Origin of the sequence: Streptomyces hokutonensis, assembly GCF_042751305.1 — a bacterium.
In the GTDB taxonomy this organism is placed as follows: Bacteria; Actinomycetota; Actinomycetes; order Streptomycetales; family Streptomycetaceae; genus Streptomyces; species Streptomyces hokutonensis_A.
In genome coordinates this window covers 69,791-94,759 of sequence record NZ_JBHYWD010000003.1, presented here as the reverse complement: position 1 = coordinate 94,759, position 24,969 = coordinate 69,791, and the positions used below count along the sequence as shown (strand labels likewise).

Below are 24,969 nucleotides of genomic sequence, written 5' to 3'. Positions count from 1 at the left end.
TTGTCTTGCTAAACCAGGCGGGTTTGCGTCGCCGCGGGGGACCCTCCTCCCCTGGCCGTGTCCGGGTGTGACCGTTCGGTCGGTGCTACTTCGTGGCGAGGAACAGGTAGTCGGCCGTGTAGGGGACGCGGGCGGTGGGCTGCTTGGCCGGGTTGCAGGTGCCGGCCGGGGCGACGCCGCCGGCGGTGTTGAGCCGTAGGACCGAGGTGGTCTTGGACAGGAGGCCCTCACTCTTGCCGGTCTGCTGTGCGCGGAGCAGGAGTTGGGGGATGTTGCCCGTGCCGTTGGCGAACTTGTTGACGACGGTGCCGGTCACCGAGGAGCCGTCGGGAGCGATCCACTGCGGCGGGCCGGCCGGGCCGTGCTTGGCGAAGCTGTGCTGGATGCCGCCCCGGAGGGTGGCGTCGACGTTGTCCTGGGTGAAGGCGTAGGAGCCGTCGTCCTGCTTGGTGCAGGCGTAGATCTGGGCGCCCTTGACGACGCCGGCCAGGGACGAGTGCCGGATGGCGTCGGGCAGCGAGACGGCGCCCGGCAGTGCGACGGCCTGTCCACGGACCGCGCCACCGGGGAACTCGGCGGTGTGCAGGTTGAAGTAGAACTGGTCGGGATGCGCCTTGATGCTGCGCAGCAGGTCGGCGTCCTTGACCTTCACCGTGCCGAACACGAACGGCGTGCCGCCCTTGAGCTTCTCCATGAAGAACGGGATCTTCACGTCACCGTTGGTGCCCCGGGCACCCTGGTGGAGGTGGGCCATGGTCGGGGTGCCGATCCCCGTCCACGCGAACGCGAAGGACACCTCGTCGCCCTGGATGCGCATGAGGGCCACCGCGCTGCCGTCCTTGTCGCCCACCGCCGGCTTGCCCTTGACGGGCACCTCGTTGTCACCGGTGAGGATCGTGGTGAAGTACCGCGCCCCCGGGGCGTTCTGGGAGTAGCGGCCGATGGCACCCGCCGCCTGCGTCGCCCCCGCCGCCGGATGCGACACGGTGGCGTCGGCCGCACCGTCCACGCCGTTGCAGGCGGTCAGGAGCAGGGTGCCGGTGATCGCGGTCGCGGCGATGGTCCCGAATCGCTTGAACATCATGTGTCTCGTTCTCCCCGTGATTGCCGATCCGCGGTTGCCCCGCGGTCGTTCTCCCTCACTCACGGGGCCCCGGGGACGATCCCTCAGCCGATGACAGTCCTGAGACACGGCTGAGAAGGGACGGCATCACTGAGGACACGATATTGACATTACGGCGCACATCGACCGTCCGCCGAGCGGCGTCGGCCCGGGCGCCGGTGACGGCTGCGAAGGCCTCCGGCGTCAGCTCGCAACTCGCCCTTGCCGCGCGGGCGGTGGGCACGGAGACCGCCGGATGCGGCCCTCGCCCGACGCGCCCCCGCGGGTGCACAAGCCCGCCGGCTCAGCGGTCCGGCCCGTCGTCGCCGCCTCCGCCGGACACCGACCGTGCCGTGAGGGTCAGGGCGCGTACGGTGCCATGCCCGGGGAGGGCGGACGGCACCCGCTCCAGGACACCGCCCGCGAAGACGTCGTACAACGGCAGGGACTCCAGGTGGACATAGCCGATGTGGCAGTCGCAGACGGCCAGCGGACACGCGCGCGGGCGCAGCGCCGCCCGGTAGGAGCCGTCGTACAGGTTCCCCAGCTCGTCGCGGACGAAGTGGCAGCGGCGGACCGTGCCGGTGCCGTCGACCGAGATCACGGACTCGCCGGTACGGCACGGGAGTCCGGCACTGCGGTGCGGGTGCCGGCTGTACGGGAAGAGGGGGTCGAGCGCGGTCCAGCCGTCGGCCTCGGCGTCGCCGTAGGTATGCCCCTCGGCCGCGTTGATCCAGAGGTAGACGTGCGGGGGCAGGTCGGCGCGGAGCCGGCGGGCCGCCGCCAGATGGGCGGGCAGGCCCACCACGCCGACGCTGAACCGCACCCCGCGGTCGGCCAGGTCGCGGCACTTGCCCAGGAAGCGGTCGTAGGGGGTCTGGCCCGGGTGGTACGTGCACCACAGGGCGAGCGTGTCGAGGTCGGCCTCGGCGAGCCAGCCGGTGCGGCAGCTCAGGTTGGTCTGGATGGCGACCCGGCGGACGTGCGGCAGTTGGGACAGCTCGGTGAGGGTGCGCCGGTACCAGGAGCGGACCAACCCCTCGCCCCACGGCGTGAACAGGAGCGACAACTCGTCCTCGCTGTCCGCCGCCCAGCGCGCGAAGCGCTCCAACGCATCGCGGTCCGCGCGGAGTTGGGCGGTCGAGTCGCGGCGCTTGGCGAACGGGCAGTAGGGACAGTCGTAGTCGCAGGACGCGAGCGGCCCCCGGTAGAGGACGGTGAGATCCATGACGGTCCGTCACTTCCGTTCGTAGGCGGCCATGGCGGACCGCACCTCGGGGGAGAACAGCTCCGGCCCCACGGCGTCGGAGTGCGCGAGGCCCTCCGGGGTGAGTACGAGGAGGCCGCCCGCCGTGTCGGTCAGCCAGCCGCGCCCGGCCAGCCGGTCGAGCTCCGCCCCGAAGTCGTCGTCGGGTGAACTCCCGAAGCGGGCGCGGTAGTCGGCGACGGACAGCCCCTCGGCCTGGAGGAGGGACTGGAGGAGGTGACGGCGGCGCGCCTCGTGTCCGTCCACGCGGTAGCCGACCTCCGCGTGCGCGAAGTCCGCCGTCGTGACGTAGTCGTCGATGATGCCGCGGATCTCGTGCATGCCGACCGCGTAGTCGAACGAGTAGTGCAGCGCCGACGTGTACGAGCGCGCCCCGCAGCCGAGCCCGATCATGCCGTCCGTCTGGCAGGCGTAGTCGTCGGCGCCCTGGGGCGGGGCGTCGGCCCGGCGGAACATCCGCATCGACTGCTGGACATAGCCGTGTGCGAGGAGGTGGTCGCGTCCCGCCCGGTACAGGCACAGCCGCTGCGCGTCCCACGCAGGGTCGGCTCCGGCGTCCCCCTGGTGGCGGCCGAGACCGGTCAACGGCCGTACGTAGAGCGGGTACAGGTACAGCTCCTCGGGCCGCCACGCCAGGGCCGCGTCCAGGGAGTCGCGCCAGGTCCGCTCGGTCTGGCCGTCGATGCCGTAGATCAGGTCGATGTTGAGGACGGGGACGCCGGCGTCCCGGATCCGGCCGAGCGCCGCCTCCACGTCGGCGCGGCGCTGCGGGCGTACGGCGGCCCTGGCTTCGGAGTCGACGAAGCTCTGGACGCCCAGGCTGAGGCGGGTCGCCCCGCGTTCCGCGAGGACGGCGAGCCGGTCCGCGGTGGCCGTGGCGGGGGAGGCCTCCACGGAGAGCGGGACCGCGCGCAGGTCGGCGCCCATGCGCCGCTCGGCGATGTCGCACAGGCGCTCCAGCTCGGACGCGGTGAGGAAGGTCGGGGTGCCGCCGCCGAACGCGGCGGTGGCGAACCGCACCGGCTCCGCGTCACCGAGCGCCGCCCGGACGGCGTCCGCCTGCCGCTCCAGAGCGTCGAGATAGGCGCCGGTCAGGCCGTCCGGGGCACCGATGCGGGTGAACAGGTTGCAGAAGCCGCAGCGGACCTCGCAGAACGGTATGTGCACATACAGCGAGAGCGCGCTCCGGTCCTCCGCCGCCCACAACTCCCGCAGCGCGGGCCGGTCCTGGAGGCGTCGATAGGCCGTCTTGTGCGGATAGGCGTACACGTAGTGCTGGTAGGGGCCGGTCTGCTGGGCGGTGGTCATCGGACGGCCTCGGCGGGGTCGAGGAAGAAGTGGGCGTACGGCACGGTCCACACGGACTCGTGGCCGAGGCGGTGGCCGGTGTAGCCGTCGTCGCCGTAGGCGGTGCCGTGGTCGGAGCAGACGATGACGAAGCAGGGGCGCCGGGAACTGGCGGCGGCGAACAGCCGCCCGATGTGCCGGTCGACGTACTGCAGCGCGGCGGCGTGCGTCTCCCGGGTGTCACCCGCCTCGCGGGTCGCGCCGGGCAGGTGGAACCAGTTGGGCTGGTGCAGCGCCGACACGTTCACGAACAGGAACAGGCGCTGTTCGGCGGGCAGTTGGCTCACCACCTGTTCCACACGGTCGATCTGGTTCTCGAAGGAGTGCGGCGAGGTGACGCCGAACTCCTCCTCCCAGTGCGCCTCTTGGAACAGGCCGGGCAGTACGGAGCCCAGCGGACCGCGCCGGTTGAAGAAGCCCACGCCCCCGACGCAGACGGTGCGGTAGCCGGCCGCCGCCAGTCCGGACACCAGGTCGGGGGTGTCGTAGACGAAGGTGCCCTCGGCGGTCGTCTCGCTGCCGGCGAAGCTCGCCGCGAACAGCCGTGGATGCGGGCCCGGTTGGGCCGGAGTGGGCAGGAACCCGGCGAAGATCGCCTGGTGCGAGGCGTAGGTGAAACTGCCCGGGGCGTGCCTCTTCTCCCAGCGTCCGCCGGGCAGTTGGCGGGCCAGATTCGGGATGCGCCCCTCGGCCGCCAGCTCGGCGGCCACGTCGTGCCGCAGCGTGTCGAGGGTGACCAGCAGGATGTCGTGGTCGCCGACGACCGCGTTCATGTCGGGCTCAGGCATGGGCTGTTCCTGTTCTGTACGGGTGAGCGGCCCGCCACGGCCTGTTCGGCGGATCATGCCGCAGACGCGGGGTCTGGCCGTTCACCTGCGGCGTTGTCGTCGGTCGTCGGCGCTGATCAGGCGCTGACGCTTTCCTGCGACCTGATCCGCCGGACAGGCTCTGGTGGCCGGTGCGCGCAGGACGGCCGCCACCTGTGCGCCGTAGGTGTCCAGACCCTCCGCGCCGCTGCCGGGCAGTCCGGTGAGCCGGGGCAGCAGATCGCCGAAGGCGTTGACCTCGCCGACGAAGGCGCGCCGCCAGTCCACGGCCGGCAGCAGGTCGACGCCGACGCACAGCGTGCGCGGGAAGCGGGACGCGGCGCGCTCGCACACGTCCAGGACGTCGGACCACCGGGCGCCCGCGGCGGTGACGGCCCGCCGGACGCCGTCGAGGTCGCCACGGCTGCCGCCCAGATGCAGATTGGTCAGCGGCCCGCGACTGGTGCGCACCACCGCGTGGGTGGCCCGGCCCGCCACGACGACCACCCGGAGATCCGCCGCCCGGCCCGCCTGGGAGGCCTTCGGCACCCAGCGTTCGAGATGCAGCCCGTCAGGCGCCAGCGCGTCCACGATGCGGGCGACCTCCCGCTCGTCGTGATAGCGGCGCACCCGGAGGGAGTTGTGCAGCGCGCCGTCCGGACCGGTCTCGACGGACGTGGTCGCCCTGATCCGGCCGCCGCCCGCCGTCTCGACCGCGAGGACACCCGACGCCGACGACCCGTGCGCGGGCTTGACGAACAGCCGGGGCATCCGGTGCTCGCGCATCAGCGCCCGCACGTCGTCCCAGCCCTGCACGCGCGCGCCGAGCGGACCCGACGTGGGGGAGTCCGGGACGGGCACACCGGCCGCGTCCAGTACGGCGTGACACGCCCGTTTGTCGAACAGCACCGCCAGGTCGTCCGGGTCGGCGAGGTGGATGCCGCCGCGCAGCGTGCGCAGCGCGGCGGTGAACCGCGCGTACCAGCGGGCCGAGCCCTCCACCCGGGTCGGATCCGCGGCACCCCGCAGCAGCCGGTCGACCTCGGGGTTCTCGCCGGGGGAGTCGACCCGGACGAACTCGTCGGCGGCGAAGTCCGCTCCCCGCGCGCGGAGGACGTCCGTCCAGGCGACGACACGGGGCGCGGGCAGCCCGGCCGCGCGGACGGCGTCCGCGAAGAGGGACACCCTGCGGTTCTCGGGGTTGCCGACCACGGCGAACCGGAGGCCCGTGCGGGCGGGCGACGTGACGGCGGCCGGCCCGGCCGCGGCGGACGCGGTCACTCCCCGACGGCGACGTAGCGCCAGACCGTGCCGTCGTCCTCCGTGTCCTCGTCGGCGTCGTCACGGTCCAGGTCGACCTCCACGCCCGCCGCCACCAACGTCTCCCGTACCCGCTCCGCGACGGCCTCGCTGAGGTAGTTGTGGTGCAGGTCCAGCTTCTTGAGATGCGTCAGCGGCTGCCCGCTCAGCAGCGCGACCGCGCCCTCGTCGGTCAGCACGCCCATCGACAGGTCCAGCACCTCCAGGCGCTCCACCACCGGGGCGGCGGCGACCGCGGCGGCCACCGCGTCCTGCATCTCGCTGTTGCGCAGGGCCAGATGCCGCAGCCGCGGCAGCCGGGCACCGGACAGGATCGGCTCCAGGTCGGCGGCCTCGCTGTCCCCGCCGTAGTCAGGCGTGCCGAGCCACAGGTCCAGGTGCTCCAGCGCGGGCAGGTCACTGGCGCCGATGCCGCGCACCACCTCCACGGGCAGTCCGCCCGTCTCGGCCACCAGTCGGCGCAGCGCGCCGTGCCGCAGCGCGGTGAACTCCAGCCCGGTGCCGCCGCGCACCCCGAACTCCTCGAGCGCCGGGTAGGCGTTGAGCAGCGGGGTGACGTCGGACTGGTGGATCCAGGAGATCTCGCACTCCTCCATCACCATGTCGCCGAGGAACAGCGCGCGCAGCGCGGGGAAGGTGTCCCGGGACTCCACGAGCGCCTCGACGATCGGCGTGGGCGCGCTGTCGTAGGCATCGTCCCAGCCGCCGATGATCAGGGCCCGGACCCGGGTCGTGTCGACGGCGGCGCGGAAGCGGGCGAACGCGTCGGTCCACGCCTCGTCGTTGTCGTACACGTTGCCGCCGAGGCGCCAGGCGACCGAGTCCGGCTCGGGCAGGCGGTCGGCCGGGGCGTCCGGCCCGGGAAAGGTGAACGACGGCAGCCGGTACAGCGCGTCGAGGTGCTCACCGATGGTCATGCGGCCGCTCCTGAGAAGAAGAGTGCGTGGTGTGTGATGCGCATTTCTATCAACGGGCACTGACAGTGCCCATCGGCGGGGCGTGGCCCGGGCGTTGTCAGTGGTGGCGCCTAACGTCGTGGGCATGAGGCCGGTGCGCGAAGCACCCGGCGGTGAGGGGACAGCCATGTACCGACAGGGAGACGTGCTGATCGTGCCCGTCGCGCAGGACGCGGTGCCCGCCCACGCGGAGCACGCCCCGCGCGAGCGGCGCGACGGACGCGGGCGGCTCGTGCTGGCGCTCGGGGAGGTGACCGGCCACGCCCACGCGGTCGTCGGGCCGGGGGAGTTGGTGCGCGAGCCGGGTCCCTACGGTCCGCTGCTGCTCCATCTGCCCCAGGGCGGGCGGGTGGTGCACGAGGAGCACGCGGCGATCGCGCTGCCCAAGGGGTGGTTCCGGGTCGTCAGACAGCGGGAGTACGTGCCCGGGTCCGTACGGATCGTGGCCGACTGAAGGACGGGGACGCACCGGCGGTACGAGAGCGGCGGGCAGCCAGTGGAGGACGGGCACGTGGGAGTGGACGGGACGATGGGCTGGAAGTCGGGCGGGGGAGCGGGGAGTATGACGGCGATCGCGGAGCAAGGTGCCGACGGGGCCCAACTCGACGACGGGGGAACGCCGTTCGGCCCCTCCGTCGACCTCGCGCGGTGGCGGATGTGGGCCTCGGCGACCGGCCCCGCCGACCGGGCGAGCGCCGAGGAGGGCGTCCGGCGGGCCTACCGGCTGGCGGGACTCGCGGAACCGGAGCGTGTGGTCTGGGCGGGTTCACCGCGCGCGGCGGTCGCTCTCGTCCGGGAGCTGACGGACCGGGGCCCGAGCGTCCGGGACGCGGTGCGCAGCGCGCCGTGGGCGGCGGCGAGACGGCGGCTGCACGCCGAGTTGGGGCCCGCCGGGTGGTCGGCGCACTGGGCGGCGACCGGCGGACGGCTGTGGCCGTCGACGCAGGCCCTGGTGGACCGGATCCGTACGGGCGTGATCGAGGACCTGGCCGGGGGCGACACCGGCAAAGAGGCCGCGCAGATCCGGCTGATCCTCCTGGACGCCGTCCTCGGGCAGCACGACGCACCGTGGCTCGCGGCGTTCCCCGCCGACGACGGCCCGATCGACGCGCTGTCCGCCGTGTGCCGCGGCGCCGGCTGGTGGTGGCCGTTCGCGCGGGTCGCGGTGGTGTCGGAGCGCCCCTCGGCCCTCCACCGCGACGAGGCGGGACGACTCGACCACGGGGACGGCCCGGCGCTCGCGTACCCGGACGGCTTCGCCCTGCACGCCTGGCGCGGCATGCCGGTCCCGGCCGCCTTCCTGGCCGAACTGCCCACGCTGACACCGGAACGCGTCCGGGCCGAGGAGAACGCCGAGCTGCGCCGCGTGATGCTCGAGTACTACGGCTACGACCGGTACCTCGCCGATTCGGGCGCCCGCCCCCTGCACCGGGACGAGACGGGCACGCTGTGGCGGATCGACCTGGCCGACGACGAGCCCGTGGTCATGGTGGAGGTCCTCAACTCCACACCGGAACCCGACGGCACCCACCGCACGTACTGGCTGCGGGTCCCGCCGTCGACGCGCACGGCCAGAGCCGGGGTGGCCTGGACCTTCGGCCTGGACGCGGAGGCGTACGCACCGCAGCGGGAGACCTGACAGTCCTCGTACGCGGCCGGACGAGGCCCGGCTCCGACCGGTGGCGGGACGTGCCTCGCCCCGCGGCCCATGATCGTGGGGGGAGCCGCGGGGCGAGGGGTGAGCGATGGTGCAGCCGGTGGGATCCGGACGCCCGGGTGGCTACGGAACGGACCTGACCGTTCGGCTCAGCAGCCGAAGTTGATCAGGTCGAAGGTGACGTAGTGGTCCGAGGTGTAGTAGTCCTCCTGGGTCTTCTTCCCGGTGACGATCCGCCGCGCTCCGCGCGTGGACGAGCCGGGAGTCTTGACCGTGTACTCGTGGTAGTACCCGGACGCCTGGCTGGGGAGGACGCCTTCCTGGTTGCGGAAGACGACGCCGTCCTGCGAGTACGGGAACGGCCCGTTCGTCGCGATCAGGTCGAGCGTGTCGTACGCCTGGGAAGGCAGGTCGCTGTAGCAGATGCTGCCGACCGCGGCTGCCGCCGGAGTCGCGGTGGCGACGGTGCCGCCGATGAGGAGAGTGGACAGAACGGCGGCTGCCGCGCCGATGCCGGTGATTCGTGGGGGGAATCTCATGCGCTCATGATGACGCGCGTAGATAGTGGCATGTCAATGACAACTGCGGAGATTTTCCCGTCAAGTCCGATGAGTTTTCGGGAAGTTAACTTGGCGCGCGTCGTCTCCACGCGGTCCCCGCACGGGCGGGGAACACCTCCGCGGACCGCGGGGCGAGGCATGTCCGCCGAAAGTCTGTGATGCCGCGACTTTGGTCGACGATCCCCGTCGGGGTGGGGTGACCAGGGCCCGGCCCTGCGTAGATTTGTCGACCGTGACCGATGACAGGACCGCGCAGGTACCGCCGGCGTTCGCGGGGCGCCGCTGGCTGCTGCCGTCCGCCGTGGCCGACGAACTCGATCCCGACGTGGAGCGGCCGGGGCGGCCCCGCCGTACCGCGCGCGACTGGGTCGTCGACACCTCGTGCTTCCTGCTGGCCGTGATCATCGGGCTGGCCGCCGCGCAGACCCTCAACAACGACACCGCGACCCCGCACCCCCTGGCCGTCGTGGACCAGCTGATCGGAGTCCTCGCCTGTTTCGCGGTGTGGCTGCGCCGCCGCTGGCCGGTCGGGCTGGCCATCGCCATGATCCCCGTCGGCCTCGTCTCGACCACCGCGGGCGGCGCCGGCCTGGTCGCCCTCTTCACGCTCGCCGTGCACCGCCCCTTCCGGTACGTGGCCTGGATCGGCGGCATCCAGCTCGCCCTGACCCCGCTCTTCTTCTGGCTGCGCCCCGACCCCGACCTGCCGTACGCCGGCGCGGTCGCGTTCACCGAACTGTTCACCCTCACCGTCATCGGCTGGGGCATGTTCGTCCGCTCCAAGCGGCAGCTCATGCTCAGCCTGCGCGACCGCGCCCGGCGCGCCGAGACCGAGGCCGAGCTCCGCGCCGAGCAGGCCCAGCGGCTCGCCCGGGAGGCCATCGCCCGCGAGATGCACGACGTGCTCGCCCACCGGCTGACCCTGCTCAGCGTGCACGCCGGAGCGCTGGAGTTCCGGCCGGACGCGCCCCGCGAGGAGGTCGCGCGGGCGGCCGGCGTCATCCGGGAGAGCGCCCACGAGGCGCTCCAGGACCTGCGCGAGATCATCGGAGTCCTGCGCGCCGGCGAGCCCGACGACACGGGCCGCCCGCAGCCCACCCTCGGCGCCCTGGACGCCCTGGTCACCGAGTCCCGCGAGGCCGGCATGAAGGTCGCCCTCGTCAACCGCGTCACCGACCCCGCGACGGTGCCCGCCTCCGTGGGCCGCACCGCCTACCGCATCGCCCAGGAGGGCCTCACCAACGCCCGCAAACACGCCCCCGGCACCGAGGTCACGGTGACCGTCAGCGGCACCCCGGGCGACGGCCTCGTGGTCGCCGTGCACAACCCGCCCCCGGAGGGCGCGGTCCCGCACGTCCCCGGCTCGGGTCAGGGCCTGATCGGTCTGACCGAGCGGGCGACCCTGGCGGGGGGACGGCTCGAACACGGCCCGGAGACGGGCGGCGGATTCCGGGTCCGGGCCTGGCTGCCCTGGGGGTGACCCGGCGCCGCCCCGCGGGGCCGTGGTTACGTAGCCCCATGACCGCGATCAGACTGCTCCTCGTCGACGACGACCCGCTGGTGCGGGCCGGACTGTCCCTCATGCTGGGCGGTGCCGCCGACATCGAGATCGTCGGAGAGGCAGCCGACGGCGGCGAGGTCGAGGAACTCGTCGACCGCGTCCACCCGGACGTCGTCCTCATGGACATCCGCATGCCGTCGGTGGACGGACTGACCGCCACCGAGCGGCTGCGCGTCCGGGGCGACGCCCCGCAGATCATCGTCCTCACCACCTTCCACGCCGACGAACAGGTGCTACGCGCCCTCCGCGCGGGCGCCGCCGGCTTCGTCCTCAAGGACACCCGGCCCGCCGAGATCCTCGACGCGGTACGCCGGGTCGCGGCCGGCGATCCCGTCCTGTCGCCCGCGGTCACCCGCCAGTTGATGGAGCACGCGGCCGGCACGGGCACCGGTACCGACACCCGTCGCGCACGCGCGCGTGCCCGCCTCGCCGTCCTGGGAGACCGCGAACGCGAGGTCGCCGTCGCCGTCGGACAGGGCCTCGCCAACGCCGAGATCGCCACCGGCCTGTTCATGAGCGTCGCCACCGTCAAGACCCACGTCTCCCGCATCCTGGCCAAGCTCGACCTCAACAACCGTGTGCAGATCGCCCTGTTGGCGTACGACGCGGGCCTCCTCGAAGAGGACGGCGACGCCGGGCACTAGCCGCTGCCGCCGCACGTTCCCACTGCACTGGGAGATCTCGGGGGATCGTCCGGAGGGGGCAGCGCATTGACCGAGGCAATCGATTTAGGAGAGTTCGGCGCGGAGTTCCGACGGGACCCGCATCCGGTGTACGCCATGCTGCGCGAGCGCGGACCGGTGCACCTCGTGCGGCTGCCGGAGCCCGACGAGCACCATGTGACCTGGCTGATCGTGGGGTACGAGGAGGCGCGCGCGGCGCTCGCCGACCCCCGGCTGGCCAAGGACGGCGGCAAGATCGGGGTGACGTTCCTCGACGAGGAGCTGATCGGCAAGTACCTGCTGACCGCCGACCCGCCGCAGCACACCCGCCTGCGCGGGCTCATCACTCGCTCCTTCACCATGCGCCGCGTCGAGGAACTGCGCCCGCGCGTCCAGCAGATCACCGACGAGCTCCTCGACGCGATGCTGCCGCCCGGCCGCGCGGATCTCGTCGAATCGCTCTCCTACCCGCTGCCCATCACCGTGATCTGCGAGCTGCTCGGCGTGCCCGACATGGACCGCGCGGAGTTCCGCAAACTGTCCACGGAGGCGGTGGCGCCCAGCAGTTCGGGCAGCGAGTACGACGCGTTCGTACGGCTCGCCGAGTACCTCGCCGACCTGATCGAGGACAAGCGCTGCGCGGGCCCGGGCGGAGACCTCCTCAGCGACCTGATCCGCACCACCGCCGAGGACGGCGACCGGCTCTCCCCGCAGGAACTGCGGGGCATGGCCTTCATCCTGCTCATCGCCGGCCACGAGACCACCGTCAACCTCCTCACCAGCGGCGTCCACGCCCTGCTCGCGCACCCGGACCAACTCGCCGCCCTGCGCGCCGACATGACCCTCCTCGACGGTGCGATCGAGGAGATGCTGCGCTACGAGGGCCCGGTGGAGAACGGCACGTTCCGCTTCGCCGCGGAACCCCTGGACATCGCGGGCATCCACATCGAGAAGGGCGACGCGGTCATGGTCGGCCTGACGGCAGCCGACCGCGACGCGGGCCGCTTCCCCGCCCCGGACCGCTTCGACATCCGCCGCGACAGCCGCGGCCACCTCGCCTTCGGCCACGGCATCCACTACTGCCTGGGCGCCCCGCTGGCCCGCCTCGAAGCACGCACGGCGATACGCACTCTGCTGGAGCGCGCCCCCGGCCTCGCCCTGGACGGCCCGCCCGGCGACTGGCTCCCGGGCATGCTGATGCGCGGGATGCGCAGCCTGCCGGTGCGCTGGTAGAACGGCCCCACCGGACGGCCGCAGCAGCCGTCGAAGGTGAGACGAAAGCCGTAGTGGAAGCCCTGGGAGGCCCGTTCTTGTGACCGCACTCGTGGAGTTCGACCTGGCCATGGCCCGGAAGGCGCTGGAGAGCCAGCCCTTCAGCAGGCTGATCGGCGCGCGGCTGAGCGCCTTCGGGGACGGTGGCGCCACGCTGGAGATCGACATCAGGGAGGATCTCCACCAGCAGAACGGCTTCGTGCACGGCGGAGTCCTCGCCTACGCCGCCGACAACGCGCTCACCTTCGCCGGCGGCACCGTCCTCGGCCCCGCGGTCCTCACCGGCGGTCTCACCATCCAGTACGTCCGCCCGGCCACCGGCACCACCCTGCGCGCCCGGGCCGAGGTCGTCCAGTCCGGCCGCCGCCAGGCCGTGGTCCGCTGCGACGTCCTCGCGGTCGCCGACGACGGCACGGAGTCCCTCTGCGCGGTCGCCCAGGGCACGGTGCTGCCGGTCCGTACGTCCGGAGGGGGGTCGTAGATGCTGCGCACCGCGGAGATCACCGCCGAACTGACCGGGCCCTTCGCCGGGGACAACGGGCACCATCTGCACTGGAGTCCACAGTTGGAGTTCACCGTCGACTGCTTCGTCTGCGAGCGGACCGGCCGCACGCAGGTGTTCGAGTGCGGTGCCGAGCAGGCCCTGTGCTCCGGCAGCCGCAGCGGTCTCCAGCGGCACCGCGCGGCCGGCCGGATCGCCGCGTACGACACGACTTCGGGCCCCGAGCGGCTGGCCCTGCGGGCCCTGGTCGACTTCTGGTGGGCGCCCTTCGAGGACACCAGGAACAGCAGGCCCGCCATGGCCCCGACCAGCCACCCCTGGGTGCGGCTGCACCTGCGCTCCTACTGCCCCGAGGCGAAGGAGGCGGCCACGTACAGCATCCAGACCAACCAGGGACGGCCGCGCGAACTGCGTTGCCCGCACTGCGACTCCGGGGCCGCCACGGACGCGGTGACCCCGGCGATACGGCTGCTCAACTGAGGGCGTGCCCGCCCGCGATCTCACAGAGTCGGACCGGTCTTCGCTCGCGCCGGGACACCTCGCACGCCTCGGCGATGCGCAGCGCCTGGAGGGCCTCGCGCCCGTCGCACGGATTGGTGCGCTGGCCGACCACGACCTCGACGAAGGCGATCAGCTCGGCCTCATAGGCGGGCCCGAAGCGCTCGAGGAAGCCGGTCCACGGCTTGGTCGCGGCCGGCGGCCCGGACGGCTCGGTGGACGCGATCGGGGTGCGGTCGTCCAGGCCCACCACGATCTGGTCCAGCTCACCGGCCAGTTCCATCCGGACGTCGTAGCCCGCCCCGTTCAGCCGGGTGGCCGTCACCGTGGCCAGGGTGCCGTCGTCCAGCGTGAGGACGGCGGCGGCCGTGTCGATGTCACCGGCCTCGCGGAACATCGCGGGCCCGGCGTCCGACCCGGCCGCGAACACGTCGACCACCTCGCGCCCGGTCACCCAGCGCAGCATGTCGAAGTCGTGGATCAGGGTGTCCCGGTACAGCCCGCCGGAGATCGGCAGATAGGCGGCCGGGGGCGGGGTCTGGTCGGAGGTCATCGCGCGGACCGTGTGCAGCCGTCCCAGCCGCCCCGAGCGCACCGCCTCCCGGGCACCCGTGTAGCCCTTGTCGAACCGGCGCTGGAACCCCATCTGAAGGATCGTTCCCGCCGTCTCGACCTCGGTGATCGCCGCCAACGAACCGGGCAGATCGAGCGCGATGGGTTTCTCGCAGAACACCGGGAGCCCGGAGCGTGCCGCCCTGCCGATTAATTCGGCGTGCGCCGATGTCGCCGTAGTGATCACCACGGCGTCCACGCCCCACTTGAAGATCTCCTCCGTACTCGGTGCCGCCGTTTCCCCCAGCCGGTTCGCCAGCTCCTGGGCCCGTACCGGGTCCACGTCGGTGAGGATCAGCGAACCGACCTCACGATGACGGCTGAGCGTCCTGGCATGGATGGTCCCGATGCGGCCCGTACCGATGACTCCGATGCGCATGGGAACAAACTGAGGGCCGACCAGGCACGCTGTCAATGCGTATGTCCGGACAATCGAACTACATCACTTCCCGTCAACCATTCACAGAGCTACGCTCGGCCCGTGCCGAAACCAGATGTGGACCCGACAGTGCCGCTCGAGCTCAGCGTGGACCGGAGCAGCCCGGTGCCGCTGTACTTCCAGCTGTCCCAACAGCTGGAGGCCGCGATCGAGCACGGCTCGCTGACCCCGGGCAGTCTGCTGGGCAACGAGATCGAGCTGGCGGCCCGGCTCGGCCTGTCCCGGCCCACGGTCCGCCAGGCCATCCAGTCCCTCGTCGACAAGGGCCTCCTGGTGCGCCGCCGGGGCGTCGGCACCCAGGTCGTGCACAGCCAGGTCAAGCGACCGCTCGAACTCAGCAGCCTCTTCGACGACCTCGAGGCGGCCGGACAGCGCCCCGCCACGAAAGTTCTCGTCAACACCGTCGTCCCGGCGTCCGCGGAGGTGGCGGCGGCACTCGGTGTGGCCGAGGGCAGCGACGTACACCGCATCGACCGGTTGCGCCTCGCGCACGGCGAGCCGATGGCGTACCTCTCCAACCACCTCCCGCTCGGCCTGCTGGCCCTGGACACCGCGCAGCTGGAGGCCACCGGTCTGTACCGGATGATGCGCACCGCCGGAATCACCCTGCACAGCGCCCGCCAGTCCATCGGAGCCCGCGGCGCGACGGCCGAGGAGGCCGAGCGTCTGGCCGAGACCGAGGGCGCCCCACTCCTCACCATGCAGCGCACGACATTCGACGACACGGGCCGAGCGGTCGAATTCGGCAGCCATACGTATCGGCCGACCCGCTATTCGTTCGAGTTCCAGCTCTTGGTACGTCCCTGAGTGCACCGCTTCGCCCGCGATGTTTGTCATAATGTCCGGACAGTGTGAGTTCAATTGCCGCCCGCTGCAGCGCCCCTTTCAGGGGTGCGGGGAACTGCGCGACCAGCCACAACGCACCCGCACAGGACAACGATCCGCACCCCCCATACGCCCCCGCACAGCACCCACGGTCACGGTGAGGCAGAATCGGGCCTGATGAGCACCTACGGCAATTTCAGCGCCCCCATAGGCTCCCGCCGCGCCCCGGCGCTCCGAACCGTCGGCACGCGGGAGCGCAGGTCCCACCTGACCGCCCCCCGCGTGCCCACGGTCGGCATCGACATCGGCGGCACCAAGGTCATGGCGGGCGTCGTGGACGCCGACGGCAACATCCTGGAGAAGCTCCGCACGGAGACCCCGGACAAGTCCAAGAGCCCCAAGGTCGTCGAGGACACCATCGTCGAACTGGTCCTGGACCTGTCCGACCGGCACGACGTGCACGCTGTCGGCATCGGCGCGGCCGGCTGGGTCGACGCCGAGCGCAACCGCGTCCTGTTCGCGCCCCACCTGTCCTGGCGGAACGAGCCCCTCAGGGACCGCATCACGAGCAGGCTCTCCGTCCCCGTCCTGGTGGACAACGACGCCAACACCGCCGCCTGGGCCGAGTGGCGCTTCGGCGCCGGCCGCGGCGAGGACCACCTCGTCATGATCACGCTCGGCACCGGTATCGGCGGCGCGATCCTGGAGGACGGTCAGGTCAAGCGCGGCAAGTACGGTGTCGCCGGCGAGTTCGGCCATATGCAGGTCGTGCCCGGCGGCCACCGCTGCCCGTGCGGCAACCGAGGCTGCTGGGAGCAGTACAGCTCCGGCAACGCGCTGGTCAGGGAGGCCCGCGAACTGGCCGCGGCCGACTCCCCGGTGGCCTACGGGATCATCGAGCACGTCAAGGGCAGTATCGGCGACATCACCGGACCGATGATCACCGAACTCGCCCGCGAGGGCGACGCCATGTGCATCGAGCTGCTCCAGGACATCGGCCAGTGGCTCGGCGTGGGCATCGCCAACCTCGCCGCCGCCCTCGACCCCTCCTGCTTCGTCATCGGCGGCGGTGTCTCGGCCGCCGACGACCTGCTGATCGGCCCCGCGCGGGACGCCTTCAAGCGCCAGCTCACCGGCCGCGGCTACCGCCCCGAGGCCCGCATAGTGCGCGCCCAGCTCGGCCCCGAGGCCGGCATGGTCGGCGCCGCCGACCTCGCCCGGCTGGTCGCCCGCCGCTTCCGCCGCGCCAAGCGCCGCCGTGTCGAGCGGTACGAGCGCTACGAGCGGTTCGCCGAGTCCCGGCGCGGCACCCAGGACACCGCATGATCGCATCGCTGCCCCGCCAGGCCACCCCCCAGGACGAGCCGCCCCGGCCACCCGAGGACCCCCGCCACAAGGCCCGCCGCCGAGCGCTCACCCTGCTCATCATCGTGCTGCTCATCGGCGTACCGGCCGTCTATCTGGCGATCTCCGCGAACCAGAGCCGCAAAAGCGGTAAGGACAAGGAGGCCAAGTACTCGGCGACCGGCCTCACCGTGGGCTGGCCCTCCAAGGTCCAGCGCCGCCTCTACCAGGTACCGGTCCCGCACCCGGCCGAAGAGGTCGCCTTCTACGAGACCAACAACTGGAAGACCAGCCGCCTCTACGTCCAGTTCCAGACCTCCGAGGCCGGCCTGGACACCTTCCTCGCCGGCATAGGCGTCGACCGGGACACGCTGAAGAAGAACGACATCACCATCAGCGACCGCGACCAGAAGATCACCGGCTGGAAGTTCACCGGCCCCGGCCCCTGGTGGGGCGTGGTCAACAAGCAGAAGGACCCGGCACCCACCCAGGACGTCGTGGTGAACCTGTCCGATCCGGCCCTCCCCATGGTCTACGTCGTCTCCCGCACGGTTCCCTAGCGGGCGGCCCCGGCCGGTCGCCGGGGCCGATTGTCAGACCCCGCCCGTAGAGTCGAAGACAGCTGACACGACTGACGGGCGGGAGGTGACAGGACGTATGACGGACACGGCACTCATGGAGCAGATCTCCGTACGGCTGGCCGCGGTCTTCCTGCCGTCCCCCGTTGTCCCGCGCGAGGGCCGCGTCGCCTTCTGGGACCCCGACGGCGAGCGCGCCCTCCCCGAAGCCGAAGAGGGCGTGGAACAGACCGAGTTGACGGTCGTACGACGACACGGCGCCGGAGCCCGCCGCAGGCCCACCCCCGCGCTGACCCTGCCGATCGAAGCGGCGCTGCCCCTGCTCGTGCGCGCCCGCCGGAACCCCGCCGCCCATCCCGCCACGGCCTGCTGGGGCGCCGCCGCCCTGCACGCGCTGCGGCTCGCCGCCCGCGGCCGACTGCTCCCCGGCCTCACCGCGTCGGGCCACGACGCATGGCGGGCGGGCCCCCTGGAGCCCGAGGACATCGCACACGTCCGCGCGGTCGCGGCGGCCCTCCCGTACGAGGGACACGCCGTCCCGCTGCCCGGCCCCGGCCCGCTCCGGCTGCCCGAGCCGGAAGCGCTGATGCGGTCCTTCCTGGACGCCGTCGCGGACACCCTGCCCCGCACCCCGGCCGCGCCGTACACCTCCGGGATGCCCTTCGCGGCCCGCCCGCCGCAGCGCCTGCGCGACGCCCAGGACTGGGCCGCCGAGGTCGCCGCCGGCATGGACGCGGGCGTGCGGATCTCGCTCCGCCTGGACCTCTCGGCCTACGACCTGTTCGACGACGGCGGCCGGGTGCGCAGCGCGGGCGCGGCCATCGTCCAGGTGCACAGCCTCGCCGACCCCACCCTCGTGGTCGACGCTGCGGCCCTGTGGGCGGGCACGGCGGACACCGCCTTCGGCCCCCGCGCGCGCGTGGACGCCGCCCTGGCCGTACGCAGGGCCGCCCGCGTCTGGCCCCCGCTGGACCGCCTCACCGAGCAGGACGTGCCCGACGTACTCGCCCTCTCCGAGGAGGAGTTGGGCGATCTGCTCGGCATGGCGGCCACCCGGCTCGCGGCGGCCGGGGTCGCCGTCCACTGGCCCCGGGACCTGGCGCAGGACCTGACGGTGTCCGCCGTGGTCCGGTCGGCACCGGGCTCGGCGACCGACGGCACGGGCTTCTTCGAGAGCGAGGAACTCCTCCAGTTCCGTTGGCAGTTGGCGCTCGGCGGCGACCCGCTCACCGAGGCCGAGATGGACCTGCTGGCCGAGGCCCACCGCCCGGTCGTACGGCTCCGGGACCAGTGGGTCCTGGTCGACCCGGCCCTCGTCCGCAAGGCCCGCAAACGCGAACTCGGCCTGCTCGACCCGGTCGACGCGCTGTCCGTCGCACTCACGGGCACGGCGGAGGTCGACGGCGAGCGCGTGGAGGCCGTCCCGGTCGGCGCGCTGGCCACCCTGCGCGACCGCCTCACTGCGGGCGTCCAACCCGCCGAACCACCACCCGGACTCCAGGCGACCCTCCGGGACTACCAACTCCGGGGCCTGGCCTGGCTCGACCTGATGACCTCCCTCGGCCTCGGCGGCTGCCTCGCCGACGACATGGGCCTCGGCAAGACCATCACCCTCATCGCCCTCCACCTGCGCCGCGCACACCGCGACCCCACCCTCGTGATCTGCCCCGCCTCCCTCCTCGGCAACTGGCAGCGGGAGATCACGCGCTTCGCCGCCGGAGTCCCCGTCCGCCGCTTCCACGGCGCGGACCGCAGCCTGGAGGACCTGACCGGCGGCTTCGTCCTCACCACGTACGGCACGATGCGCTCGGCGGCGGCGACGCTCGCCCAGCAGCCTTGGGGCATGGTCGTCGCCGACGAGGCCCAGCACGTCAAGAACCCGTACTCGGCGACCGCGAAGGCCCTGCGCACGATCCCGTCCCCCGCGCGCGTGGCTCTGACCGGCACCCCGGTCGAGAACAACCTCTCCGAACTCTGGGCGCTGCTGGACTGGACGACCCCCGGACTCCTCGGCCCCCTGAAGTCCTTCCGCGCCCGGCACGCGCGCGCGGTGGAGAACGGCGAGGACGAGGAGGCGGTGACCCGACTCGCCCGCCTGGTCCGCCCGTTCCTCCTGCGCCGCAAGAAGTCCGACCCCGGAATCGTCCCCGAGCTGCCGCCCAAGACCGAGACCGACCACCCGGTCCCGCTCACCCGCGAACAGGCCTCGCTCTACGAGGCGGTGGTACGCGAATCGATGCTGGCGATCGAGACGACGAAGGGCATCGCGCGCCGGGGTCTGGTCCTCAAGCTCCTCACCTCCCTCAAACAGATCTGCGACCACCCCGCGCTGTACCTGAAGGAGGAACACACGGCGGCACAGGCCGGCGGCGACCGCCTCGCCGCCCGCTCCGGCAAACTCGCCCTGCTGGACGAGCTGTTGGACACACTGCTGTCGGAGGACGGTTCCGCGATCGTCTTCACGCAGTACGTCGGCATGGCCCGCCTGATCACCTCCCACCTGTCCGCCCGCGCGGTCCCGGTCGAACTGCTCCACGGCGGCACACCGGTACCGGAGCGGGAGCGCATGGTGGACCGGTTCCAAGTCGGCGCGACCCCGGTCCTGGTCCTGTCCCTGAAGGCCGCGGGCACCGGCCTGAACCTCACCCGGGCGGGCCACGTCGTCCACTTCGACCGCTGGTGGAACCCGGCGGTCGAGGAACAGGCCACGGACCGTGCGTACCGCATCGGCCAGACCCAGCCGGTCCAGGTCCACCGCCTCATCACCGAGGGCACGGTCGAGGACCGCATCGCCGAAATGCTCGAATCCAAGCGGGCGTTGGCCGACGCGATCCTCGGCTCCGGCGAGTCGTCCCTGACCGAGCTGACGGACCGTGAACTGACGGACCTGGTGCGGTTGCGGAGGGAGTCGTGACGGCAGTGGAGGGGAGTGCGCAGGGCGCGGGCGAAGCGGAGCGCGACGTAGAACTCGCGGTGAGCGAAGGCGAGTTGGAGCGAGCGCGGCCCGCGCCTGGCGAGAGCGAAGGCGAGTTGGGGCGAGCGCGGCCTGCGCCTGGCGAGAGCGAAGGCGAGTTGGAGCAAGCGCGGCCTGCGCCTGGCGAGAGCGAAGGCGAGTTGGAGCAAGCGCGGCCTGCGCCTGGCGAGAGCGAAGGCGAGTTTGGGCGGACGCGGCCCGCGCCTGGCGAGAGCGAAGAGCCCGAGCAGCCGGCCGCGCGCCCCGCCGACCTGGCACGACAGGCACTGCGGGCCGCGCGTGAGCGGCGGGAGCGGGGGCCGGAGAAGCCCGCCGGGCATGCGGCGGCCCCTGGGGACCCGGTGGTCAACACGCCTGTGCCGGCCGGTTCTGAGGGGTCGGTGCCGCGCGCGCCCCGGCCGACCGGTGCTGGGATGCCGGTGTCCCGCCCGCCCGTGCCGTCTGGTTCTGAGGCGCCTGTGCTCTGCGCGCCCGTCCCATCCGGTTCCGAGGCATCGGTGTCCCGTACGCCTGTGTCGGCCGGTCCTCGGGAGTCGGTGTCCCGTGCGCCCGAGCCGACTGATCCCGAGGCGTTGGCGTCCCCCGCTCCCGTGGTGACCGGCGCCGAGGACACGACGGTCACCGCACCCCAGACCGCCGATCCCTCACCGCCCGCCCCACGCCCCGGTGACGCCGCCCGAGCCGCACTACGTACCGCCCTGCCGATCCGACGTGAGGCAACCGCAGCGACCGCCCCCGAGAGCACCCGTACCGAACCGGAGACTCCCGACCCCGTAGAGCACCAAGGCGACCACCCGGCGCCCCCTGCCCCCGCTCCCGCCCCCGGCGACCGCACCCCTGACCAGCCGTCCCCGTCCCCCCGGCCCGCCGACCTCGCCCGCGAGGCACTGCGAGCCGCCCGGCGGGAGAGCCAGCAGGCCCGGGCTGACGCAGGGAGCAAGGGAGTTGAGCCCGCGCCCCGACCGCCCCACCGGACCTCCACCCCCGCCGGCGCCGGCACCACCACGACCGGCACCGCACGAACCCGCGCCCAAATGCCGGGCGGTGTCGGGGCCAACCGGGCCCGCGCCGTACGGGACATGCTCGCCGGCGCCTTCAGGATGCCGGAGGACGACGACCTCACCACGGTGCCGCCCGCCGACAACGCCCCCGAAGACCAGGCGAGTTGGAACGAACGGACGCAGGACCGCACCGCACCCCGAGCCACGGCCACAACCCCCAGCTCCACCCCCGCCCCCGCAACCCCCACACTCCCCACCTCCATGGCCTCCCCAACCCGCGACGGCGACCTCCGCCGTACCTTCCCCGCGTTCCCGCCCAAGCCGTCGAAGGACACCAACTTCGCCGAGACCTGGTGGGGAAACGCCTGGGTCACGGCGTTGGAGGAAGGCGCGCTGGACGCCAAGCGGCTTGCGCGCGGGCGTGGTTACGCCGAGAAGGGCCACGTCGACGCGATCACCGTGACGCCGGGGCTCGTGCTCGCGTATGTGCAGGGCAGCCGTCCGCGGCCGTACCGGGTACAGGTGCGGTTGCGGACGCTGGACGACGGCGACTGGGACCGGTTCCTGGACGCCGCCGCCGAACAGCCCGGGCACATCGCCGCGCTGCTGGACAAGGAGATGCCCAAGTCCCTTGCCGAGTGCGGAGTTCCGTTGCTGCCGGGGCCCGGTGATCTGGACCCGCACTGCAGCTGCCCCGACGTCGGGCACCCCTGCAAGCACGCCGCCGCCCTCTGCTACCAGACCGCGCGCCTCCTCGACGCCGACCCCTTCGTGCTGCTCCTGCTGCGCGGCCGGGGCGAACGCCCGCTGCTCGACGCGTTGTCGCGCCGCAACGCGGCCCGGGCCGCCCGCGCCGCCCAGGAGCAGGAACCGGCCCAGCTCCCCGGCGTGCGGGCCACGGAAGCACTCGCGACGGACCGCCGACTCCCGCCGCTCCCACCCCCGTTGCCCACACCCCCGCACCCCGAGCAGCCTCCCGTGTACCCGGCGGCGCCCGGCGGCCCGGACCCCTTCGCCCTCGACCAGTTGGCGACCGACGCCGCCGCCCGCGCGCACGCGCTGCTCAGTACCGGCCGGGATCCGGTCGGGGAGCTGACCCTGTGGCAGGACGCGGTACGGCTGGCCGCCGCCCGTCCGGGCTCGGGGCTGACCGCCACCACCCGCTCCCTCTACGCCTCCCTCGCCAAGGCCACCGGACGCACCCCGGGTGAGCTGGCGCGCGCGGTCGCCGCCTGGCGGCAGGGCGGCATCGAGGGACTCGATGTGCTGGAGGAGCCCTGGGATCCGCCGGCCGGCCGCTTCGACCGGGCCCGCCCGCTGCTCCTCGCCGCCGACCTCCCGGCCTTCCGCCCCTGGCACAACCACCTCACCCACCCCCGCGGCCATGTCCAACTCCGCCTGGGCCGCGACGGCTTGTGGTACGCCTACGAATCGGAACCGGGCCACGACGACTGGTGGCCCAGAGGCACCCCCGACCTGGACCCGGTCGGCGCACTGACAGGCCTCGGCGCCCCCGGCGAACTCTGAGCCCCGGCCCCGCTCGCCGCGCGGTGAAGACGATGTGAGAGTTCCCCACCGAAGTGTGGGAGCCGGGTGCGGAGACCGGGGGCCCCACAGCCGGGCCCTAAGAAACGGCGGATACGTTGGAGCGGTGAGCGACATGAACAACAGCCCCGCCCTCCAGTACCGCTTCGACGGCCCCGAAGACGCCCCTGTCCTCATCCTGGGGCCGTCGCTCGGGACCACGTGGCACATGTTCGACCGCCAGGTGCCCGAACTGGCGAAGCAGTGGCGGGTCTTCCGGTTCGACCTGCCGGGCCACGGCGGCTCGCCCGCGCATCCGGCCGGTTCGGTCTCCGACCTGGCCGACCGGCTGCTCGCCACCCTCGACGCGCTCGGCGTGCAGCGCTTCGGCTACGCGGGCTGCGCGCTCGGCGGCGCGGTCGGTCTCGAACTGGTCCTGCGCCACCCGGAGCGGGTGGCCTCGCTGGCGCTGATCGCGGCCTCGCCCCGTTTCGGCACGGCGGACGAGTTCCGCCAGCGCGGGGTGATCGTGCGCACCAACGGGCTCGACCCCATTGCCCGTTCGTCGCCCGAGCGATGGTTCACCGGCGGTTTCGCCGCCACGCAGCCCGCGATCACCGAGTGGGCCGTACAGATGGTGCGCACCACCGACCCCGGCTGCTACATCGCCGCCTGCGAGGCGCTCGCCGCGTTCGACGTACGGTCCGAACTCGCCCGTATCGGCGTGCCGACCCTCGTCCTCGTCGGCTCGGACGACCAGGTCACCGGACCCGCCGAGGCCCGTACCCTGGTAGCCGGCATCCCGGACGCCCGCCTCGCGGTCGTACCCGGCGCCTCGCACCTGGTCCCGGTCGAGCAGCCCGCCGCCGTCACCGACCTCCTGGTCCGGCACTTCTCCACCGCCTGGCAGCCGCCCTACGACCAGTCCACCGGGCAGATGGCCATCGTGGCGCCCCCGGTCAGGCCGGTCCTCGCCGCGCCGCAACAGGCCGCGCCCATCGCCGAGATCGCACCGCCGCCTCCCGTGCCGCCGCAGGTCATGGGCCGTCCGGATCCCTACGACGCCGGGATCAAGGTCCGCCGGGAGGTGCTCGGCGACGCGCATGTGGACCGGGCGCTGGCGCAGGCGGACGAGTTCTCCGGGGACTTCCAGGAGTTCATCACGCGGTACGCGTGGGGCGAGATCTGGGACCGGCCCGGCCTCGACCGGCGTTCGCGCAGCTGTGTCACCCTCACCGCGCTGGTCGCGGGCGGACACCTGGAGGAACTGGCCTTCCACACCCGGGCGGCGCTGCGCAACGGCCTCACCCCGGTCGAGATCAAGGAGGTGCTGCTGCAGGCGGCCGTGTACTGCGGAGTGCCCGCGGCGAACAGCGCCTTCAAGGTCGCCCAGCAGGTCATCCGCGAGGAGACGACCCCCACCGAGTGATCTTCAGGCTGGTACCGAAAGCACCAGCCCCAGCGGCCCGCCCACCGCCGGGGAGCGGCAGGATGGACCCATGACGCTCACCACGCTCACCAAGAAGTCGCACGCCTGCATCCGCCTGGAGAAGGACGGGCGGGCGCTCGTCATCGACCCGGGCACCTTCACCGAGGAGGACGCCGCGGTCGGCGCGGACGCGATCCTGGTCACGCACGAGCACCTCGACCACTTCAACGAGGACCGGCTGCGGGCCGGCCTGGAGGCCAACCCGGCCGCCGAGATCTGGACCCTGAAGTCGGTCGCGGACCAGCTCTCCGCCGCCTTCCCGGGCCGGGTGCACACCGTCGGCCACGGCGACACCTTCACGGCGGCGGGCTTCGACGTCCAGGTGCACGGCGAACTGCACGCCGTGATCCACCCCGACATCCCGCGCATCACCAACGTCGGCTACCTCATCGACGCCGGCCGCGTCTTCCACCCCGGCGACGCCCTCACCGTCCCCGACCACCCCGTCGAGACCCTGATGCTCCCGGTCATGGCCCCCTGGAGCAAGATCTCCGAGGTCATCGACTACGTCCGCGAGGTCAAGCCGCAGCGCGCCTACGACATCCACGACGCCCTCCTCACGGACCTCGCCCGCCCGATCTACGACCACCAGATCGGCGCGCTCGGCGGCGCGGAGCACCTGCGGCTGGCGCCCGGGGACAGCGCGTCGGTCTGAGTGTCAGTGCCGTTCGGT

At 72.8% G+C, this 24,969-nt stretch carries 22 protein-coding genes; 14 read left to right on the top strand and 8 right to left on the bottom strand.

Translation table 11 applies throughout. The features are described 5' to 3' along the window. Positions 1–85: 85 nt before the first annotated feature. From ACFXC1_RS10300 to ACFXC1_RS10275, 6 genes are all read right to left on the bottom strand, one after another. Positions 86–1,084: a CHRD domain-containing protein gene (locus ACFXC1_RS10300; RefSeq protein WP_381241271.1), complete on the bottom strand. Its 999-nt coding sequence runs from the start codon at positions 1,082–1,084 to the stop codon at positions 86–88. Between the two features lie 322 nt (positions 1,085–1,406). Beyond that, entirely contained in the window at positions 1,407–2,330 is a 924-nt protein-coding gene (locus ACFXC1_RS10295; protein ID WP_381241269.1) for an STM4011 family radical SAM protein, read from the bottom strand. Between the two features lie 9 nt (positions 2,331–2,339). Then, positions 2,340–3,677 (bottom strand): STM4012 family radical SAM protein, encoded by a 1,338-nt coding sequence (locus tag ACFXC1_RS10290; protein WP_381241267.1) that lies wholly within the window; start codon positions 3,675–3,677, stop codon positions 2,340–2,342. Further along, the gene (locus tag ACFXC1_RS10285) at positions 3,674–4,489 is read right to left on the bottom strand and encodes an STM4013/SEN3800 family hydrolase (protein WP_381241902.1); all 816 of its coding nucleotides are present in this window, start codon (positions 4,487–4,489) and stop codon (positions 3,674–3,676) included. The genes ACFXC1_RS10290 and ACFXC1_RS10285 overlap by 4 nt, the downstream gene beginning before the upstream one ends. 96 nt (positions 4,490–4,585) lie before the next feature. Then, positions 4,586–5,803: an STM4014 family protein gene (locus tag ACFXC1_RS10280; RefSeq protein ID WP_381241265.1), complete on the bottom strand. Its 1,218-nt coding sequence runs from the start codon at positions 5,801–5,803 to the stop codon at positions 4,586–4,588. Next, a complete protein-coding gene (locus tag ACFXC1_RS10275; RefSeq protein WP_381241263.1) occupies positions 5,800–6,759 on the bottom strand; it encodes an STM4015 family protein in 960 nt (319 codons plus the stop codon). Before ACFXC1_RS10275 ends, ACFXC1_RS10280 begins: the two co-directional genes overlap by 4 nt. A 166-nt stretch (positions 6,760–6,925) precedes the next feature. Here ACFXC1_RS10275 and ACFXC1_RS10270 point away from each other — a divergent pair, with 166 nt between their 5' ends. Both ACFXC1_RS10270 and ACFXC1_RS10265 read left to right on the top strand, forming a co-directional pair. Beyond that, positions 6,926–7,252: a hypothetical protein gene (locus ACFXC1_RS10270; RefSeq protein WP_381241261.1), complete on the top strand. Its 327-nt coding sequence runs from the start codon at positions 6,926–6,928 to the stop codon at positions 7,250–7,252. 108 nt (positions 7,253–7,360) lie between these two features. After that, the gene (locus ACFXC1_RS10265; RefSeq protein WP_381241259.1) at positions 7,361–8,437 is read left to right on the top strand and encodes a DUF6745 domain-containing protein; all 1,077 of its coding nucleotides are present in this window, start codon (positions 7,361–7,363) and stop codon (positions 8,435–8,437) included. Between the two features lie 167 nt (positions 8,438–8,604). On the opposite strand, the gene ACFXC1_RS10260 is transcribed toward ACFXC1_RS10265, so the two are convergent. Then, a complete protein-coding gene (locus tag ACFXC1_RS10260; protein ID WP_019071217.1) occupies positions 8,605–8,994 on the bottom strand; it encodes a ribonuclease in 390 nt (129 codons plus the stop codon). A gap of 253 nt (positions 8,995–9,247) precedes the next feature. Here ACFXC1_RS10260 and ACFXC1_RS10255 point away from each other — a divergent pair, with 253 nt between their 5' ends. From ACFXC1_RS10255 to ACFXC1_RS10235, 5 genes are all read left to right on the top strand, one after another. After that, a complete protein-coding gene (locus ACFXC1_RS10255) occupies positions 9,248–10,495 on the top strand; it encodes a sensor histidine kinase (protein WP_381241257.1) in 1,248 nt (415 codons plus the stop codon). A gap of 38 nt (positions 10,496–10,533) precedes the next feature. Then, a complete protein-coding gene (locus ACFXC1_RS10250; protein WP_381241255.1) occupies positions 10,534–11,220 on the top strand; it encodes a response regulator in 687 nt (228 codons plus the stop codon). A gap of 66 nt (positions 11,221–11,286) precedes the next feature. Then, entirely contained in the window at positions 11,287–12,471 is a 1,185-nt protein-coding gene (locus tag ACFXC1_RS10245) for a cytochrome P450 family protein (protein ID WP_381241254.1), read from the top strand. Positions 12,472–12,580: 109 nt separating this feature from the next. Further along, positions 12,581–12,991 (top strand): PaaI family thioesterase, encoded by a 411-nt coding sequence (locus tag ACFXC1_RS10240; RefSeq protein ID WP_381241900.1) that lies wholly within the window; start codon positions 12,581–12,583, stop codon positions 12,989–12,991. Continuing rightward, positions 12,992–13,492, top strand: coding sequence for a hypothetical protein (locus ACFXC1_RS10235; protein ID WP_381241252.1), 501 nt, complete (start codon positions 12,992–12,994; stop codon positions 13,490–13,492). On the opposite strand, the gene ACFXC1_RS10230 is transcribed toward ACFXC1_RS10235, so the two are convergent. Beyond that, entirely contained in the window at positions 13,485–14,501 is a 1,017-nt protein-coding gene (locus ACFXC1_RS10230) for a Gfo/Idh/MocA family protein (protein WP_381241250.1), read from the bottom strand. The two genes, ACFXC1_RS10235 and ACFXC1_RS10230, sit on opposite strands and share 8 nt — an antisense overlap. A gap of 129 nt (positions 14,502–14,630) precedes the next feature. On the opposite strand from ACFXC1_RS10230, the gene ACFXC1_RS10225 reads away from it, so the two are divergent. From ACFXC1_RS10225 to ACFXC1_RS10195, 7 genes are all read left to right on the top strand, one after another. Beyond that, the gene (locus tag ACFXC1_RS10225) at positions 14,631–15,368 is read left to right on the top strand and encodes a GntR family transcriptional regulator (RefSeq protein ID WP_093632185.1); all 738 of its coding nucleotides are present in this window, start codon (positions 14,631–14,633) and stop codon (positions 15,366–15,368) included. Positions 15,369–15,563: 195 nt separating this feature from the next. Continuing rightward, a complete protein-coding gene (locus tag ACFXC1_RS10220) occupies positions 15,564–16,712 on the top strand; it encodes an ROK family glucokinase (protein ID WP_381241248.1) in 1,149 nt (382 codons plus the stop codon). Continuing rightward, positions 16,709–17,290, top strand: coding sequence for a sugar kinase (locus ACFXC1_RS10215; protein ID WP_381241246.1), 582 nt, complete (start codon positions 16,709–16,711; stop codon positions 17,288–17,290). Before ACFXC1_RS10220 ends, ACFXC1_RS10215 begins: the two co-directional genes overlap by 4 nt. A gap of 97 nt (positions 17,291–17,387) precedes the next feature. Beyond that, complete coding sequence (locus ACFXC1_RS10210) at positions 17,388–20,222, top strand: DEAD/DEAH box helicase (protein WP_381241245.1); 2,835 nt, start codon at positions 17,388–17,390, stop codon at positions 20,220–20,222. A gap of 557 nt (positions 20,223–20,779) precedes the next feature. Continuing rightward, entirely contained in the window at positions 20,780–22,810 is a 2,031-nt protein-coding gene (locus ACFXC1_RS10205; protein WP_463293406.1) for an SWIM zinc finger family protein, read from the top strand. Between the two features lie 133 nt (positions 22,811–22,943). Next, the gene (gene pcaDC / locus ACFXC1_RS10200) at positions 22,944–24,236 is read left to right on the top strand and encodes a bifunctional 3-oxoadipate enol-lactonase/4-carboxymuconolactone decarboxylase PcaDC (RefSeq protein ID WP_381241897.1); all 1,293 of its coding nucleotides are present in this window, start codon (positions 22,944–22,946) and stop codon (positions 24,234–24,236) included. Between the two features lie 70 nt (positions 24,237–24,306). Beyond that, positions 24,307–24,951: an MBL fold metallo-hydrolase gene (locus ACFXC1_RS10195; protein ID WP_381241242.1), complete on the top strand. Its 645-nt coding sequence runs from the start codon at positions 24,307–24,309 to the stop codon at positions 24,949–24,951. Positions 24,952–24,969: the final 18 nt, after the last annotated feature.